Raw genomic sequence first — 17106 nt, forward strand, 5'->3', positions numbered from 1 at the left:
AGAACTTCTATTCATCTGTCATCTGAATCATGCACTTCTTTTCGCTTTTTTCATCATCCGGTCGCTATACCAGAATCCGACGGTCAGTGAAGCCGCGTCTACGACAATCAGCAACCAGGAGTCCGTATAGCCCTTTGAAACCGAAGCTGCAATGAGGGCTACGGTCAAGATCAATCCTACATAGTGATTGTACGTAACCCGTGTGAACAGAACGACAAGCAAACCTGGCAAAAATATACCTAAAATGATTTTGGACACGTTCAACTCTCCTTAAAGATAAGGGAATAACACATATTCTACCGAAGTTTTCCCTATCTGGAAAGGATTTTCCTACTCCTCACCCTGCTGAATTAATTTCTGGGTCCTTTCCTTCAACTCACTATGAGGGATGAATTTTTCAGAAAGCATATCAGGCAGGATGTATTCCAAGAAGTATTGTACGCACTCCAGGTCCTTGTATTTCACAATCGTCGACAGGGCTTCTTGATAAATCTCAATAAATAGAGGCTCCGGATTCCCTTTTTGGATTTCTCCAAAGGATTCATACAGAAGATCGATTTTATCGGCGACAGATAGGACCCTTCCTTCAAGGGTATCGTCTTTCCCCTCTTTAAATCGTTCTCTGTACACGTCTTGAAATTGCGGGGGAAATTCTGTAGTAATGAATTTATTGACCATCTGATCTTCTACCTGGCTGAAGAGCTCACGCAACTCTCCCGAAGCATACTTTACAGGGGTCTTGATATCACCCGTGAAAAGTTCCGCGTAGTCATGGTTCAAAGCTTTTTCATAGAGTGCTTTCCAGTCAATTTCTTTCCCGCTCTGTTCCTCCACCGTTCCTAAAAACTGTGCAATTTTGGTCACCTTAAACGAGTGGCTGGCTACGTTATGCTCATGATACTTAAATCTCCCCGGACAGCGAATGAGGGTTTCTAGATCCGATAAGCTCTTAAAATAATGATGAATTCCCATGTTATTCTCCTCTCATTGATCGACTTTACTTTATGAAAATAGTATCAAGTAGAAGGAGTAAGAGCAAAGATAATCACCCTTCTATTTCTCCTAACAGTATATTATTTAGAGCATCGTGATAACGTGTGGGTATTTGATGTGAGGCTCCTGGTATCACATATATTTTCTTAGGATAGCAATCGTTATACAGTTTAAGCTGAGAATTGATCCAATCCGATTTCTCCCCATAAATCAAAAGTAGCGGGATGGCAAGCTTCTCGACTTTCTCTATCCCATCATAATGAAGTGACTCCTCGTAGAACTGATACCAAATATGGGGGTTCGCCTTATTCATATGACCCCTCAGCTTCTCCCGTTCGAGCTTGTCCTTGAAATGCGCTCTGGAAATAATCCCTGATAGGCGGGCCGGATGGTCACGAACTATTTTCATGCCCATATGGTGCATCCATTTCAACTTGGGATTCGTGACTTTCGGGTAGCCCCCGACTAGAATGAGGGTGGAAACCCGCTCTTTATAGGTACAGGCAAATGATTGTCCCACTATACCTCCTGCAGAATATCCAAGCATCACACAGACAGCAATGTTCAGGTGGTCGAGGATCGCCTTTATGTCATCTACAAACTCAGAGATACTGATACTCTGATCCATAGTAAAGGAGTCCCCGTGACCTGTTAAGTCTGGAATAATCAGGCGGAAATGCCTGGAAAGCACATGCTGCTTTATGAAGGTCATCCTCCCCATTCCCGGGGGATGAATCAAGAGGAGAGGTGTGCCCTTTCCTAAATCATCAAAATAAAGATCTCTATTCTTAAAATGGATCATCGCCATAAAAATAAATCCTCCCTCAACCGCTTTACTACACATTGTTCTCGGGTTAAGGGAGTTCTAGTCACTTTATTTAAATGAGTCGGACGGAAACAACACCGTGTATTTCCTTCATCCTGCTTTTCACTTGATGTTGTTCTTCTTCGACGAGTTTCTGATCCAAATCAATCATGGTATAGGCCCACGTATGTTTACTGCGGTTGATCATATCTGCAATGTTGACCGCGTAACCTGAGAGAACATTGGCGATTTGACTCACCATATTCGGAATGTTCTGGTGCATGACCGTTACTCGCATTTTTCCGCTATAAGGCAGTTCCACATCAGGCAGGTTCACAGCATGCTTAATATTTCCCGTTTCGAGATATGTTTTCAGCTGCTTTGTCGCCATGATGGCACAGTTTTCTTCAGATTCTACGGTAGATGCGCCCAAGTGAGGAACAGGGACGACATTTTTCATGCTCAATACCTTATTATTAGGGAAATCCGTCACATACTTACGGACTATTCCTGCTTCAAGGGCCTTGTCGAGGGCATCTTCTTCCACTAGCTCACCTCTAGAAAAGTTTAAAATCGTCATACCCTTTTTCATCTTCGTGAACCCTTCTTCTCTCACAAAGCTTGCCGTTTTGTCTGTTAATGGAATGTGAAGCGTCACAAAATCACACTCTGCCCATACTTCTTCAATATGATGAGCGCGCTTCACATCCTGGGATAAACGCCACGCTGCGTCGACGGATATAAATGGATCATAGGCGACCACATCCATACCAAGGGCAAGGGCATCATTTGCGACAAGGACGCCAATCGCTCCCAAGCCTACAACACCAAGCTTCTTCCCTTTAATCTCACTTCCTACAAATTCTTTCTTCTTTGCTTCTACCACACTCGGTACGTCTTCCCCTGTTTCTTTTAACGTGTTCGTCCAGCCGACCGCAGAATACAGGTTACGGGAAGAAGCGATCAAATTGGCCAGTACGAGCTCCTTCACCGCGTTTGCATTGGCACCTGGCGTATTGAAGACTACGATTCCTTTTTCCGTACAGAGATCGATCGGGATATTATTGACTCCCGCGCCTGCCCGGGCAATGGCTTTGACTGAAGCCGGAAAAGAGTAATCATGCAGGTTCTTGGATCTTACCAGAATTCCATCGGGATCCCCATCCCCATTCAAATGGTAGTTCAGGTCATCCTCGATCAGTGAAAGTCCGCTTTGGCTGATGGCATTGTACGTATTGATTGTAATCATCCTCATAATCCTCCTTGATCAGACTCAAATTTTTTCATGAAATCGACTAGTGCTTCCACCCCTTCGATAGGCATTGCATTATATAAACTCGCTCGCATCCCACCCACAGAACGATGTCCTTTTAAAAACTCAAACCCTTCTTCTTTGGCTTCTTTTAGAAACCTTCCGTCCAGCTCATCATTACGTGTTGAAAAAGGAATGTTCATTAAGGAACGATTTTTTTCCGGGACAGGGTTATGGAATAAAGATGATTCATCTATACAGTTGTATAAGAGGCCAGCCTTGCTCTCATTTTGAGCCTGCATCCCTTCCACACCGCCATTCTCCTTCACCCACTCCAGTACAAGCTTTAATACATAGCTGGAGAAGGTCGGAGGCGTGTTGAAGAGAGAATCATGTTTTACATACGTTTCATAATTCAGCATCGTAGGACACGTATCCGATGCTTGACCGACAAGGCTGTCATGAATGATCGCCACTGTTACCCCCGAAGGACCCAGATTCTTTTGAGCACCTGCGTAGATCAGTCCAAAAGAGGAAACATCCATTTTCTCAGATAGAATATGGGACGACATATCGGCTACAAGTGGAATGCCCCCTGTTTCAGGCCACTCATGGTAACGCGTTCCTTCAATTGTATTGTTGGATGTAATATGTACATAGCTTGACTGTGGTGAAAAATCTTCTGGTGTATAAGCAGGGATCTCGAACTTTTCTTGAGGTGATACAGTTCGGACATTTCCAACCTTCTCCGCTTCTTTCACAGCTTTTTTCGACCAGCTGCCTGTCACGATATAGTCAGCCTCTTGATGTGAACCGAGAAGATTGAGAGGAATCATGGAAAATTGCAGGGATGCTCCACCTTGCATAAATACGACATGGTAATCATCCGGGATCGAGAGCAGTTCACGCAATAAACTCTGAGCTTCTTCTATTATATTTTGGAAAGGAGCAGATCGATGACTCAATTCCATCACAGACATACCCGTTTCTTGATAGTTCAATAATTCATCTTGAACCTTTTTCAGAACAGGCTCAGGTAACACCGCAGGACCAGCAGAAAAATTATACACACGCTTCAACAACAGCACCGCCTAAAGTTCAGAATTTTTCAACAGTATAATCGCGTCCATTGGTTTAGTCAATATCAAAAACCTGAGATGAAAACGCTTAACATGACCGTTTTTAGGCTCATGCGTGAGTATGGATAGTTTCTTTGTCGTTTTTAAAAAACGCTCTTTTCGTAAAGAGTGTTTTTTTAACATACGATCTGCAAGGCTCTGTCAATTGGTGTGTGCTGGATGGTGAGGGGAACTGCTCCGCTTTCCGCGGACGTTCGGCCGAGCCTCCTCAGCTTCGCTTCCGGGGTCTCGGCACGCCCGTACTTCCGCAGGAGTCTGCGCAGTTCCCCTCACCATCTTTAACAGGATCTTTGTGACAGAGCTTCAAGGCGTTGACCAGAAAACAAAATAACTAGTAAAAATAATTCTTCTTTCTTAACACAATCAATCTTTACTTACCTAAAATGAGATTGTTTGCTAAAAAGCTTGTTTTAATTGTTTTCGATTAAGGATTCATGTTTAGAAAGTTGATTGCAGCGGAAGGATGCTCGACTCCTGCGGGAATAGCTGGACAGGTGAGACCCCGGAGGCGCAGCCGAGGAGGCTCACCGCCAGCCCCGCGGAAAGCGAGCATCCTGGAGCGGAAATCAACTAGTACTTTCTTCTCTACAGTAGCAACAATCTTTGCGAAAAGAGCCTTAAAAAAGAAATAAAAAAAGGCTTTCCCATTTACCCGCGAGAGGCAAGATGAAGAGAGCCGATTGTATGAACATTAACCTGTTAATATATCTTCTTTTGGATAGCGTATCTTTTCTTTGTCCGGTCTTGATAGGGAGAAGGCCAATGTGAGGGGGCCCAGTTTCCCGACAAACATCACAATGATGATGATCCATTTACCTATGGCCGTCAAAGATCCGGTAATCCCCATGGACAACCCCACCGTTCCAAAAGCTGATACCACTTCGAAGAGAATAGCCAGGAAAGAAGCATTCTTTTCAGTCATATCTAGAAAAAACAGAGCGGTAAAGACAAGGAGCACACTGATCATCGACACGGCCAAGGCCTTAAAAATATAGTTTTGATCGATCGTACGACGGAAAATACGAATTTCTCTTTTCTCCTTTAAGAAAGCAAACACACTCAATGAAATTACGACAAAAGTGGTCAGCTTGATTCCTCCACCCGTTGAAGCACTTCCGGCCCCGATGAACATCAAAAGAATTGTGAGGAGCAATGTGGAGCGCTCCATGCTGCCATAATCTAGCGAGTTAAAACCAGCCGTGCGGGGGGTGACAGCTTGAAAATAGGAAGCGAATAGTTTATCCAGGAATGGCAATTGAGCCAGTGTATTCGGGTTATTATACTCCAGGATGAAAATCATCATAAAAGCGAATACATTGATGACCAATGTCCCAACCACCATGATTTTCGTATGGAGGGACAGCCTTCTGATCGTTTTCGATTTCCATAGGTCCACTAAAACAGTGAATCCGATCCCCCCTAAAATAAACAGAAACGAAATCGTGATATTGACGACGGGGCTTCCCACGTAACCCATTAAACTATCGGACCAAAGAGAGAATCCTGCATTATTAAACGCAGAAATAGAATGAAATAAACTGACGTACAGCCCTCTTTTCCATCCGAATTCCGGGACCCATTCAGACGCCAATAAAAGTAAAGCGAAGCCTTCTACAAGGAAGGAAAAGATAAATAAATATTTTACAAGTTTGATGACTCCTCCTACAGACGTCTGATTTAAAGCCTGTTGAAGGAGAAGTCGTTCTTTAAACCCAATTTTCTTTCCAAGCATCATAAAGATCAGGACGGCAAAGGACATGATACCCAGTCCCCCGATTTGGATCAGGCTCATTATGACCACTTCACCAAAAAGGGTAAAGGCAGCTCCCGTATCCACTACCGCAAGCCCAGTCACCGTCATGGCCGAAGTGGTCGTGAACAAGGCATCCAGCCAGGTAATCGATTCCGTGGTGGCAAACGGCAGCTTGAGCAAGCCCATTCCTACTATGATAAAAAATAGAAACGTCACAACGAGAAGCTGAGGAGGGCTTAACCGGATCACCTTATGCTTCATAAGTTATACACCTTCTTTTTCAAATCGGTTGATATCCCTGTTATGTCCAATGACGATGAGTAAATCTTCCATTTTTATGACTTCATCGGCAGAAGGGGATACAATGACTTCCTCCCCACGATGAATGGCAATGATATTACAACCGAATTTCGCCCGGACGTCCAGATCAATTAAGGTTTTGCCCGCGACCTTTTTAGACGCACGCACTTCTACGATACTGTGTTCTTTCGATACTTCGATATAATCAATGATCTTTTCTGACGTAATGTGGTGGGCAATTCTTCGTGCCATGTCACGTTCAGGGTGAATGACTTTATCGGCGCCTATCCGGTCCAATACCTTCTGATGATAAGCGTTTGAAGCTTTCACCCATACCTCTTTAACCCCTAATTCCTTTAAAAGTAAGGTGGTAAGAATACTTGCCTCTATATTATCCCCAAAGGACACGATCACGTGATCAAAATTTCTGAGCCCTAGGGATTTCAAAACGGATTCATCCATCGCATTCGCTTGTACGGCATGCGTGGCAATATCTATATATTGTTGGACAACATCGTGATGAATATCAATGGCTAATACTTCAACATCCAGGTCAGCTAATTCCTGAACCAAATTTCCTCCAAATCTCCCTAATCCAATAACGGCAAACTGCTTTTTCATGATGAAATCCTCCAAAAAAAACCTTTTTAATAGCTTAACCATATAGTACTTCTTCATTACAGCATAGGCTCAGGCAACTCGAACTGAGGCCACAAACATAAGACGATCCTGGCGGAAACCTTTGCCTTTTGGCTGGTTTGTCTTATGGCCTCTTGCCTAAAGCCTACAGAAGCCAAACATCTAAACAACGCAAAAAGACCAACAGGAACTAAGCCTGTGGTCATCCATAATCGATCACAAGTATCATCCTCTCCCATTACGCTTACGAGGTTAGCTGACGGATTCGGGTCATGGAAGTAGCCCTACCTTTCCTAGAAAGGATTCACCCCTTAAATACTCGGGTCCCCCGCTTCAAAAATGAATTAAGCGATAAAGAATATTTATTTGATGATAGATATATTACTCCTCTCCTAATTCGTTGTAAATAGGTTTTATGTAAAAATTTCTTTAAAGAAAAAGGCAATTTTAGATTAATCCATCCAGCATTTACTGTTCGGTAAAAAGGTTTCTTTTTTCCGTTTCCGGGGAATAGCATACATAAGTCTTACGAAAATAGAATCAGAAAGGAAGAAGCGTAAATGGCAGGAGTTTCATCCATTACATCATCAAGCACGAGTTCATCTGTTTCATCAAATGATATAAAACCCTGGATTAAGGGATTTGCTCGGATTGGATATATCTCACGAGGATTAGTTTATATGCTGATCGGTGCTTTAGCCGTTATGGCGGCTCTCGGAATAGGAGGAAGCACTTCGGACTCGAGTGGTGCCTTTTCAGCAGTGGCGAGCAAACCCTTTGGGGAAGTCATTCTGTGGATATTAGGTATTGGTCTGATCGGAATCGTTCTTTGGCGCCTCATTCAAGTGGTGAAGGATCCGGAACATGTGAAAAACGATGGGAAATCCATGTTTAGAAGACTCGCTAATCTGATCAGCGGGATTGCCTATGGTTCCTTGACTTATAATGCTTTCGCCATTGCGATGCATGCCAAAAGCTCCGGTTCGGGTTCTAAACAAACCTTATCCGCCAAGTTATTGTCTCAGCCCTTTGGTCAATGGATTGTCGGGATTGTCGGACTCATCATCATTGGATATGCACTCTATGAAATTCATAAAGCTTATACTGAGAAATACACGAACAAATTCAAACGTCATGAAATGTCCGAAAAAGAATGGGAACTGGGAAGGAAGACAGGAAAGCTCGGGTTATACTCCAGGGGCACCGTCTTTTTATTGATCGGCTATTTCTTTATTCAAACTGCAATCACTGCCGATCCGGATAAAACGCAAGGGTTGGATGGAGCACTTTCTAAGATAGCTCAACAACCTTTTGGACAATGGCTGCTCGGAATCGTAGCGGTCGGATTATTTTTATATGGTGTTTTCCAAATGTTAAAAGGGAAAAACCGTCATATGAGTATTTATTGAATACCAAAGGAGCAGCCAATCGGCCGCTCCTTTGTTCTATTCAGATATCATATACACTTACTGCTTCTCTATTTAAACTCAATCGACCTGATTCATTCCTTAAAACGTCACTGGTTCCATTTGTTCAGTTAATGCTTTCATGTTATACCCTTGATCCGTCAGCTTCTGAAGTAGGGACTCTAAATAAGCGAGTGTCGTATGCTTTTCATGCATAAGAATGATTTTTGACTGATTTTCATATGGAAAAGAAGCTAACTGTTCCAAGACACTGTGAACAAACTCCCCATTATGAGATTTCCAATCTTCACTATCCACATTCCAATCCCATAGTCTTAATCCCTCTCTCTTTACTGCTGTCAAATATTCCGGTTTCATATTGGGTACAGACCCATAAGGAACGCGAATCAGATCGCTGCGAATACCCGTAATGTCCTCTAAAGTAGACTGACCCGTCAGCATCTCCCGTACAACTGATTCACTAGATTGATAGATTTCACATACATCATGAGTGACACCATGCAGCCCTACACCATGACCTTCTGCCACCATGTGCCGTACGGCCTCAGTATGTTCTTTCATATTCGGTTCCAGCATAAAGAATGTCGCTTTCGCTCCATACTGATCAAGTACTTGTAGAATCTCTTCCGTATTTTCATTAGGTCCATCATCGAATGTTATGTAAACCGTCTTTTCATCCCCGGCATTCCCTTGGTCAGTCACATTGGCCGAATGTTCTTCCATTTCCTCTTCCTCATCATGATTGTCATCTTTCACACTTACAGCTTCACTGGAATTAGCTTCATGTTTCTCTTCATGGGAATTGCTCCCATGATCCTCATCCCCTACTACAGGTCCTCCCGATACGCCTTCCTCTTTTTCAGAAGGTTCTCCCTGGACTACTTTTTGTGGAGTGATTGTTTCCTTTGAAACCTTCGCTTCACCGATGTTAAGTAGCCACGAAGTAGAAAGAATGAGTAATAGCACGATCATTCCCGCCAATCCTCCCAACTCAATGGGCTTAATCCATTTTCTTTTTTTCCGTTGTCTCCCCATGTCGATCACCTTTCTGCATTCTTGTTACGTTTAATGATAGGATCATAGATGATGAAAAGGGTTACTTTCCGGTTACAAAGCAAGCGCGACTTTTGTAACTTTTTTGTTACTTTTGTCGATTGAGTTTACACTATACTAGTGAAAGCTATAGGCAGGATGTGATGATCAATTGAAGAAGATTTTGTTCCTTATGGGATGTCTTATAATGTGCACGGGTTGCTCTTTATTCCAATCCAACACTTCATTACTGAAGCCGCCTGAACTTCCGGTTAAACAGCAGGAAGTGAAACAAGCGATTGGAAAATATGTTCCTTCACAGGCGGAATGGGTTTCACCGATTGAAAACAAACAAGCAAATAAAATGATTGAAGCAGATTTAGATCATGATCAAACGAACGAATTGATCGTATTTTATAGACTACCTGATCAAACTTCTCAAATGGAAGCCATTGTTCTAAAAGAAGAAAAAGGTGAATGGAAGGAAAAAATGAAATTGAAGGACCTTGGAAGGGAACTACATAAAGTGGAATTCCTGGACTTTAATCAGGATGGCTACAAAGAAATACTGGTTGGGTTCTCTTTCTCAGAAGACGCTTCAGACAAAGCATTGATCGTGTACGACCTGACTAAAGGTAAACCACAGAAGCTGTTTGAATCCCAATATAGTGCGTTTTTTTCAGGGAACTTCACGAAAGATGATCAAGGGGAGATCCTCCTCGCGTCACTGGTACCAAACCAGTCCCATTCTGTACGTCTTTATCAATTCAGCAATCATAAAATGAACGTGTTAGATGAGCTGAAATTAGATCCATATGTATACCCTTACTACCACTCCTTAGCCGGGTCCATTTCCCCTTCAATAAAAGGAGCGATACTGGATGCAGGTGTGGGTGCTCATTCGTCTACGTCATTCATTATTGGTGTAGAGGGTGAGAAGTTGAGGAATGTCCTACCGGAAAACATGAAGGAGGAAGAGCTTTTCAGGGCATATGCCGTGAATAGTGAAGATTCGAACGGAGATGGAATCCTTGAATTCACTCTTCAAAAAGAGGCAAGCGATGATGATCTTGCCTATTCTGAAATGCCTTTCATCAATGAGTATTATCAGCTCACCGATCAAAAACAAGCCGAGCTCATTCATCGATACTACGAAAATGCAGCTTATTTATACAGGTTCGAGATTCCACAAGACTGGCCTTCTGTAAAAGTGGAGGAATCAGAAGACGGACGTTATGTGCAATTTCTTTCCATGAAAGAGGGCAGCGTGCTATATGATGTATACGCGATTGACAAAGGTCAACCACTGCCAAAAGGGTGGAATCCATTATATGAAACCAATCAATTCACATATGTAACAAAATACTCAACGGCAATAGGCAAGCGTCTCTTCCAGCCTATCTGAGGTGAAAATGGAGGTGTAGTTGGATGAAGCACATTTTGATTATTGAAGATGAAGAATCCATCCGTGGCTTTATCGAGATTAACTTAATGCGATACGGATACGCTGTCTTGCAAGCTGGTAGCGCAGAGGAAGGAATCGACCTGGTCAAGAAGGCACAGCCCTCCATCGATATTGTCTTACTCGATGTCATGCTCCCCGGTATGAACGGTTTTGAAGCATGTAAAGAAATCAGGAATTGGAATCCATCCATTGGAATCATCATGTTAACGGCCAAAGTGCAGGAAATGGATAAGGTACACGGGTTGATGAACGGGGCAGATGATTATATTCCGAAACCATTCAGTCCGAATGAACTCATTGCCAGAATTGAAGCGTTACTGAGAAGAATGAATGTTCATCGGGTCAAGGAGGATAGCCAGTCCCCTATCACGCTAAACGAACAGAAGAGACTTCTATTCGTTCAAGGAAAGAAGATTGACCTTTCTCCGATAGAGTATGAATTGCTCAGCATCATTTTCAAGGCAAATGGAGAAGCGGTCTCCCGCAATGATTTGTTGGATGAAATATGGGGACTTCAATACGCAGGTGATCCGAAGATTGTGGATGTGAATATTCGACGAATCCGTCAAAAGATTGAAAAAGACCCTTCCCATCCTCACTATATCCTGACGGTTTGGGGATATGGGTATCGCTGGAATGATGAAAATGGGAATTAAAAGAAGATTACTCATTCAGAACGTCTCTCTTATCACCTTAACCATTCTATTATTTTTGGGCATTCTCGTTTCAGGAATCTATTCGTATTACTACAACGGTACAATAGATATGCTGAAGAATCATGCTGTCAACTCGTCACAGTTTGCGAATAAGTATATGGACGTGCACTCCTTTACTTTGAGGAATGAATTGACCAATATCCAAAATAATTTCTCCATCCCTCAAGCCGAAACACAAATATTGAACGCGAGTGGAGACTTATTATCCTCTTCGACTGGCTTTATTCCAGATAAAAAGCCTGCCTTCAAGGATATTGAGGAGGCATTTCGAAACGGCAGCGGAACTTGGATCGGTGACCATCCTATTACAGGTGAGCATATTTTGGCTGTTTCGGTACCGTTGAATGGAGAGAATAACACCATTGGATTGATCCGGTTTATTACATCCCTGGAATCACTCGATAACAATTTCCGAACGATCTTGCTTTCTTTATTTTTAATTGGACTCGTTATTTTGCTTATCGTTTTTATGGTAAGTACACTTTTTGCTCGTAATTTAACGAATCCAGTGATTGAACTGACCGAAGCATCACAGAAGCTTGCCAAAGGAGAATTGGAAACGAGAATTGTCGGACAGTACAAGGACGAATTCCAAACATTGAGTACGTCCTTTAATGACATGGCGAGAGAACTCCTTAAAACGGAGAAAATGAAGAATGAGTTCATCTCCTCCGTTTCCCACGAACTTCGCACTCCCCTTACGAGTATTAAAGGATGGAGCGAAACATTGCTGACCGGTGATTTACAAAATGTGCAAGAAAACAAAACGGGATTAACCGTCATTTCAAACGAAACGAATCGATTAATTGGAATGGTAGAGGATTTATTGGATTTCTCGCGCTTTTCAAATGGATCATTTACGATTCACCCCACTACCTTTTCTTTCAATCGGACTCTCAATGAAGTCATTCTACAGCTGGACCAAAAACGGAAACAAAAAAATATATCCATTCTGTTGGAAAGCGATGAGACAATGGATCTATTCGCCGATGAAAATCGTATCCGACAAGTGTTGATCAATCTCTTAGATAACGCAATTAAGTACTCGGAGCCGAATTCAACGGTTTTTATTCGTTATATCCAGACGAATTCCCATTTTACCTTTGAAATAGAAGATGAGGGGCATGGAATCGACCCGGAACACCTGCACCAAATTGCCACCTTATTCTATAAGGAGAGGGAGAATTCAGATGGGGTAGGGTTAGGATTAGCGATCTGTAAAAATATCGTTGAATTGCACCATGGAAAATTGTTTGTAAAAAGTGATAAAGGTTCAGGTACAACTGCCGGTTTCACCATTCCCTTACGTTCTTAAAGAGCTTGGATATTGCATCCAGGCTCTTTCTTTATAATGGATTAGGCATGAATTTTGACACTCCTTTCATTCTATTGTATCTTATGACAATGAATCCTCACTAAACCTATCAGGATTATGAAAATAGTATTTTTGTGATATTTGGGGAAATCTACTACTAAATAGAAGGAGTGGCTACAATGAAATCTCTTTGGAGAGGTTATCTAGATACATCCCTGATTGTGAAATTGACCGTCGCTCTCGTATTGGGAATTGCGGTCGGAATGATATTCGGAAAAGATGCATCCGTCCTTTCTCCCCTGGGGGATATATTGATTCGCTTGCTGAAATTTCTTATCATCCCTCTTATCCTGTTTACATTGATGGTCGGCGTGAACCAGACCAATGTGAGCAAACTCGGGCGAATGGGAGGAAAAACGTTCTTATATTATTTATTCTCATCGGCATTAGCGATCGTGGTAGGGATTGCCGTTGCAAGTATCCTCAACCCGGGAACGGGCATGACCCTCGATACGACGGAGAAATTTGAAGTACCCGAGAATCCAGGAGTGACCAGTGTACTCCTGAACATTATTCCTGAGAATATCGTCACGGCATTCACGGATATGAACCTCCTGGGAATCATCTTTACTGCCCTTGTGTTTGGTATTGCGATTTCCTATTTAAGGTCATCATCCGAGCATCATGAACTGGGTGAACAAGTATATAAAGTCGTGAACGGGTTAAACGAAGCGACCCTAGCGATCATGAAAGTGATCCTTCAATATATTCCGATCGGTATCTTCGCCATCATGGCTGAAACGGTAGGGAAACAAGGATTGGATACACTATTGTCTCTAGGAAACATGATCCTGGTTCTTTACATTGCTTTGTTTGTTCAAATTGCCATTTATATCATCGCCTTACTCTTCTTTAAAATCAGCCCAGGCAGGTTCTTTGCCCAAGCAAGGACACCGATGATTACGGCATTTGTGACTCAGAGCAGCTCGGGTACCCTGCCTGTAACTTTAAACGCTGCGAAAAACCTTGGTCTGCCGAAGAGCTTATATGGATTCAGCTTACCCCTTGGGGCCACAATCAATATGGATGGTGCTGCAATCCGGATTGCAGTGTCCGCTGTTTTCGCGGCTAACGTAGTCGGCAATCCATTAAGCTTGACTGACATGCTGGTCGTCGTCCTCGTCGGGACACTGGCCTCGATCGGAACTGCCGGTGTTCCAGGAGCAGGCATCATCATGATTGCCACTGTCTTCGCACAGCTGGGGTTACCGATGGAAACCGTCGCCCTCCTGACAGCGATTGATGCCCTGGTTGGAATGGGTTGTACGGCTCTTAATGTGACAGGGGATTTGGTTGGTACGTCGATTATTGATAAGACGGAGAACAGAGACAATCAGGAAGCAGCTTCCGTATAAAGTTCGAATAAAAAACAAGCTTGAGGTGGCTCAAGCTTGTTTTTATTTAAGGACGGGATTTCCATTCCGTTAAGGCATCCATCAATTTTCCGTGCTCTAATTCTCCCTTAACGGCAAACCTTAACCACCTTCCATCCAATCCCTTGAAATTATGGGTATGGCGGCTCACAATCCCATTCTCCAACAGAAAGCGAAATAACTCGGTTTGCTCGTTAAGCGATGGATCCCTTAAGAGATAAAAGTTTGTCTGACTTGGTGAATAGCGAAATTGGGATTCGTCGAAAAATGCAAATAACTTCTCCCTCTCCTTTTTCACCATGTATTGAGTCTGACGGATAAAATCCTTTTCCTCCAAGAGTGTTTCCCCTACTCTTTGAGCGATCCCGTTTACACTCCAATGAACCTGATAGTTTTCCAATTCTCTCACCACTGTTTCCCCAGCCATAAGAAAACCTAGGCGGATCCCAGGAATACTAAACATTTTCGTCATGCTTCTTAAAACAATGAGATTTGTATATTTCTTTACCAGAGGGGCTACCGTTATCTCTTCCAAAGGAAAATCATAAAATGCTTCATCCACAATCACGCAACACTGCTCATTATTAGCTTCCATAATGATTTCTTCTAACTTGGAAGCAGAATACAATACACCCGTCGGATTGGTAGGATTACATATAAAGACAGCATCCATTTTCGGCAGAGTGACTTTCAATCGATTCAGATCAAGGTCCCAATCATTCTCTTTTAAAATAAAATGATGGATTGTGCAATCATTGATTTGACAAGCCTTCTCGTACTCCGAAAAAGTGGGATGAATGATCATAACATTGGAACGGGACAACCATCTACCAATTAGATGAATCAGTTCTGCGCCGCCATTACCAATGAGTATCGCTTCTGGCTCTATCCCTTCCTTCCGTGCAATGCTTTTTCGTAATGCTACAGAATGCGGATCAGGATACGTAACGATCTCATCTATCAGGTCTTTCCATATCTTTTTTAAACCAGTGGGTGGACCAATAGGATTAATATTTGCACTTAGATCAACGATTTGTTCAGGCATCCTAATATCCATTGCTTTATATGTATTCTGCGGATTAGATCCATGATCTGGTAATACCAAAAATAATTCCTCCTATCCAAAGAACGATGATAAAGATGAAACAAGCCTTCTGCATTCGGACAATGGTTTTCGGGATATGATTTCGTTCTAACTCGAAAGCCTTCCTTCCCATTTTCGCCCGATCTGAGACCACTCCTTTATAGGTATTGAGTCCCCCCAGTTGTATTCCTAGGTTCGCAGCTACAGCCGCCTCTCCCCAGCCGCTGTTTGGACTGGGGTGTTTCTTGGCATCTTCCTGTAGAATTCGAAAACCTTCTCTGTAAGAGAAAGATTCAGGTCGTTTACAGAAATATAGGATTACTCCCGTAATTCTACTTGGAATCCAATTCAGTACGTCATCCAGCTTGGCTGACGCCCACCCAAAATCGATGTACCGCTTGTTCTTGTATCCCACCATGGAATCACACGTATTCACACATCTGTACACGATGGCTAGTGGAGCACCGCCGATCAACGCCCAAAACAATGGAGCCGTTATCCCATCGCTAGTATTTTCCGCAACGGTCTCAACAGTTCCCCTTACGATTTCACTTTCATTTAAGTGTTCTGTATCTCTCCCCACGATATAAGAAAGCTTCTCCCTCGCTGTTTCCATGTCGTTTTTTTCAAGGGGGTGAAATACTTCTAAAGCCGCCAATTTAAGGCTCTTCTGGGAGATGGTCGTCATGATGATGATTGCTTCTATCAAGATCCCTATAATGGTATGAATAGAATAACTTGCCCAAATGATGCAGGAGGTAAGAATAAATGCCGATATTAACAATATCGATACCATCACTATGCCTTTACTTTTTAGAAATCTTCCTCTATTCAATCTACGATCCATACGAGAAATCGCCTTTCCCATCCATTTAACAGGATGAGGCCAGTCTGGTGGATCTCCAATCCATAGGTCCAGCACATAGGCAATGGTTATAGCAAACAAGTGATGAATCATCATGAGACCCCCACCCTTTTCTTATACTTGGATATCGCTTGGATGGTACACTCATAGACTCCCTTACTAATCCTTTTTCCTAAAGGAGTAATCGTACCAGCATATTCCAGAAGCACTCCCTCTTCAGTGCTTGCGATCAATACACTGTCAGTAGAGGTTCCCGTTGCCCCGCTCCCTGTTATGGGATCTTTTACATTATGAGCTTCAAGAGCTTTCACCTTGGCTTCTGTTGCAGTCATAATCCCCTGTACGCTTGCCGCCTCTGTTACTTTCCCATTGATAAACACCCAGATATTAATCGTGCCCGGTGAATGATCAAACGAATGACGGTCACTCCTACTCGCATCAACTGCATTGCCTACTCCTGCGGTAACGACAATGAATACAGAAAATGATCCCTCCTCATAAAATCCCCAGCAGACATCTTCCAATTGAACAGCCGTCATCATCCCAACCGTGTCTTCCACCTTGGCACCCATTTGCTCAAGGAATCTTTTCATTTCTTCATGGTGGTCTTCACTATTATAGTTTTTCGATACATGGCGATTGACGAATGTTGAATACCAACCTGTCCCGGCATTGGTCACTGCAGAGGATATTGTTTTGAGTGGAATCGGTGATTGAAGAATGATTTGGTCCTTGGAGTGACTAAGTAAGTGTTGATTGATGATGAAACGATTTTGAAACTCTTTATTTCTGCTATACATATCATCTGTTCCTCCCAGGAGATAATAATATCCCTATCACTATGTCTAATAAAAAAGCAAACTACTGTCAGTAGTTTGCTTGAAGAAG

General features: G+C 42.8%; 16 protein-coding genes and 1 riboswitch. Of the genes, 5 read left to right on the top strand and 11 right to left on the bottom strand.

The genetic code is table 11. From position 1 onward, the window contains the following. Window positions 1-27 precede the first annotated feature (27 nt). The 7 genes from TV75_RS08575 to TV75_RS22100 all read right to left on the bottom strand — a co-directional run bounded on the left by TV75_RS08575 (window position 28) and on the right by TV75_RS22100 (window position 6863). Window positions 28-258 (bottom strand): CsbA family protein, encoded by a 231-nt coding sequence (locus TV75_RS08575; RefSeq protein WP_044338312.1) that lies wholly within the window; start codon window positions 256-258, stop codon window positions 28-30. A gap of 72 nt (window positions 259-330) precedes the next feature. Further along, window positions 331-972: an HD domain-containing protein gene (locus TV75_RS08580; protein WP_044338313.1), complete on the bottom strand. Its 642-nt coding sequence runs from the start codon at window positions 970-972 to the stop codon at window positions 331-333. Between the two features lie 73 nt (window positions 973-1045). Beyond that, window positions 1046-1801, bottom strand: a complete 756-nt coding sequence (locus TV75_RS08585) for an alpha/beta fold hydrolase (RefSeq protein WP_044338314.1) — start codon at window positions 1799-1801, stop codon at window positions 1046-1048. 70 nt (window positions 1802-1871) lie between these two features. Further along, a complete protein-coding gene (locus tag TV75_RS08590; protein WP_044338315.1) occupies window positions 1872-3047 on the bottom strand; it encodes a phosphoglycerate dehydrogenase in 1176 nt (391 codons plus the stop codon). Between the two features lie 2 nt (window positions 3048-3049). Further along, window positions 3050-4129, bottom strand: coding sequence for a 3-phosphoserine/phosphohydroxythreonine transaminase (serC, locus tag TV75_RS08595; protein ID WP_044338316.1), 1080 nt, complete (start codon window positions 4127-4129; stop codon window positions 3050-3052). Between the two features lie 751 nt (window positions 4130-4880). Further along, a complete protein-coding gene (locus TV75_RS08600) occupies window positions 4881-6203 on the bottom strand; it encodes a TrkH family potassium uptake protein (protein WP_044338317.1) in 1323 nt (440 codons plus the stop codon). A gap of 3 nt (window positions 6204-6206) precedes the next feature. Then, window positions 6207-6863, bottom strand: a complete 657-nt coding sequence (locus tag TV75_RS22100) for a potassium channel family protein (RefSeq protein ID WP_044338318.1) — start codon at window positions 6861-6863, stop codon at window positions 6207-6209. Between the two features lie 243 nt (window positions 6864-7106). After that, a riboswitch (cyclic di-AMP (ydaO/yuaA leader) is annotated at window positions 7107-7242 on the bottom strand. Window positions 7243-7441: 199 nt separating this feature from the next. On the opposite strand from TV75_RS22100, the gene TV75_RS08610 reads away from it, so the two are divergent. Further along, entirely contained in the window at window positions 7442-8290 is an 849-nt protein-coding gene (locus TV75_RS08610; RefSeq protein ID WP_044338319.1) for a DUF1206 domain-containing protein, read from the top strand. Window positions 8291-8389: 99 nt separating this feature from the next. Here TV75_RS08610 and TV75_RS08615 read toward each other — a convergent pair whose 3' ends face one another. Next, the gene (locus TV75_RS08615; RefSeq protein WP_172655680.1) at window positions 8390-9280 is read right to left on the bottom strand and encodes a polysaccharide deacetylase family protein; all 891 of its coding nucleotides are present in this window, start codon (window positions 9278-9280) and stop codon (window positions 8390-8392) included. A gap of 268 nt (window positions 9281-9548) precedes the next feature. Between TV75_RS08615 and TV75_RS08620 the strand changes: the two genes are divergently transcribed. From TV75_RS08620 to TV75_RS08635, 4 genes are all read left to right on the top strand, one after another. Further along, window positions 9549-10745 (top strand): hypothetical protein, encoded by a 1197-nt coding sequence (locus TV75_RS08620; protein WP_044338320.1) that lies wholly within the window; start codon window positions 9549-9551, stop codon window positions 10743-10745. A gap of 23 nt (window positions 10746-10768) precedes the next feature. Next, window positions 10769-11461 (top strand): response regulator transcription factor, encoded by a 693-nt coding sequence (locus TV75_RS08625; protein ID WP_044338321.1) that lies wholly within the window; start codon window positions 10769-10771, stop codon window positions 11459-11461. Further along, entirely contained in the window at window positions 11442-12836 is a 1395-nt protein-coding gene (locus TV75_RS08630; RefSeq protein ID WP_044338322.1) for a sensor histidine kinase, read from the top strand. The genes TV75_RS08625 and TV75_RS08630 overlap by 20 nt, the downstream gene beginning before the upstream one ends. Before the next feature lie 179 nt (window positions 12837-13015). Next, complete coding sequence (locus TV75_RS08635; protein WP_044338323.1) at window positions 13016-14251, top strand: dicarboxylate/amino acid:cation symporter; 1236 nt, start codon at window positions 13016-13018, stop codon at window positions 14249-14251. Between the two features lie 46 nt (window positions 14252-14297). Here the strand turns inward: TV75_RS08635 and cobD are convergent, their stop codons facing one another. From cobD to TV75_RS08650, 3 genes are read right to left on the bottom strand one after another with little or no spacing between them, the layout of a single operon-like run. Next, on the bottom strand, window positions 14298-15374 hold the full coding sequence (gene cobD, locus TV75_RS08640) for a threonine-phosphate decarboxylase CobD (protein ID WP_044338324.1): 1077 nt from the start codon (window positions 15372-15374) through the stop codon (window positions 14298-14300). Continuing rightward, window positions 15349-16314, bottom strand: a complete 966-nt coding sequence (gene cbiB / locus TV75_RS08645; protein WP_044338325.1) for an adenosylcobinamide-phosphate synthase CbiB — start codon at window positions 16312-16314, stop codon at window positions 15349-15351. The genes cobD and cbiB overlap by 26 nt, the downstream gene beginning before the upstream one ends. Then, window positions 16311-17018, bottom strand: a complete 708-nt coding sequence (locus TV75_RS08650) for an adenosylcobinamide amidohydrolase (protein ID WP_052504471.1) — start codon at window positions 17016-17018, stop codon at window positions 16311-16313. Before TV75_RS08650 ends, cbiB begins: the two co-directional genes overlap by 4 nt. Window positions 17019-17106 lie beyond the last annotated feature (88 nt).

Origin of the sequence: Rossellomorea aquimaris (genome assembly GCF_000935355.1) — a bacterium.
GTDB lineage: Bacteria > Bacillota > Bacilli > Bacillales > Bacillaceae_B > Rossellomorea > Rossellomorea aquimaris_B.

Coding starts and splice junctions, on each gene's coding strand:
- TV75_RS08600 (WP_044338317.1), bottom strand. CDS start 6,203: ATGAAGCATAAGGTGATCCGGTTAAGCCCTCCTCAGCTTCTCGTTGTG.
- TV75_RS08580 (WP_044338313.1), bottom strand. CDS start 972: ATGGGAATTCATCATTATTTTAAGAGCTTATCGGATCTAGAAACCCTC.
- TV75_RS08620 (WP_044338320.1), top strand. CDS start 9,549: ATGTGCACGGGTTGCTCTTTATTCCAATCCAACACTTCATTACTGAAG.
- TV75_RS08615 (WP_172655680.1), bottom strand. CDS start 9,280: ATGATCGTGCTATTACTCATTCTTTCTACTTCGTGGCTACTTAACATC.
- TV75_RS08610 (WP_044338319.1), top strand. CDS start 7,442: ATGGCAGGAGTTTCATCCATTACATCATCAAGCACGAGTTCATCTGTT.
- TV75_RS08635 (WP_044338323.1), top strand. CDS start 13,016: ATGAAATCTCTTTGGAGAGGTTATCTAGATACATCCCTGATTGTGAAA.
- TV75_RS08630 (WP_044338322.1), top strand. CDS start 11,442: ATGATGAAAATGGGAATTAAAAGAAGATTACTCATTCAGAACGTCTCT.
- TV75_RS08650 (WP_052504471.1), bottom strand. CDS start 17,018: ATGTATAGCAGAAATAAAGAGTTTCAAAATCGTTTCATCATCAATCAA.
- TV75_RS08590 (WP_044338315.1), bottom strand. CDS start 3,047: ATGATTACAATCAATACGTACAATGCCATCAGCCAAAGCGGACTTTCA.
- TV75_RS08625 (WP_044338321.1), top strand. CDS start 10,769: ATGAAGCACATTTTGATTATTGAAGATGAAGAATCCATCCGTGGCTTT.
- cbiB (WP_044338325.1), bottom strand. CDS start 16,314: ATGATGATTCATCACTTGTTTGCTATAACCATTGCCTATGTGCTGGAC.
- TV75_RS08585 (WP_044338314.1), bottom strand. CDS start 1,801: ATGGCGATGATCCATTTTAAGAATAGAGATCTTTATTTTGATGATTTA.
- TV75_RS22100 (WP_044338318.1), bottom strand. CDS start 6,863: ATGAAAAAGCAGTTTGCCGTTATTGGATTAGGGAGATTTGGAGGAAAT.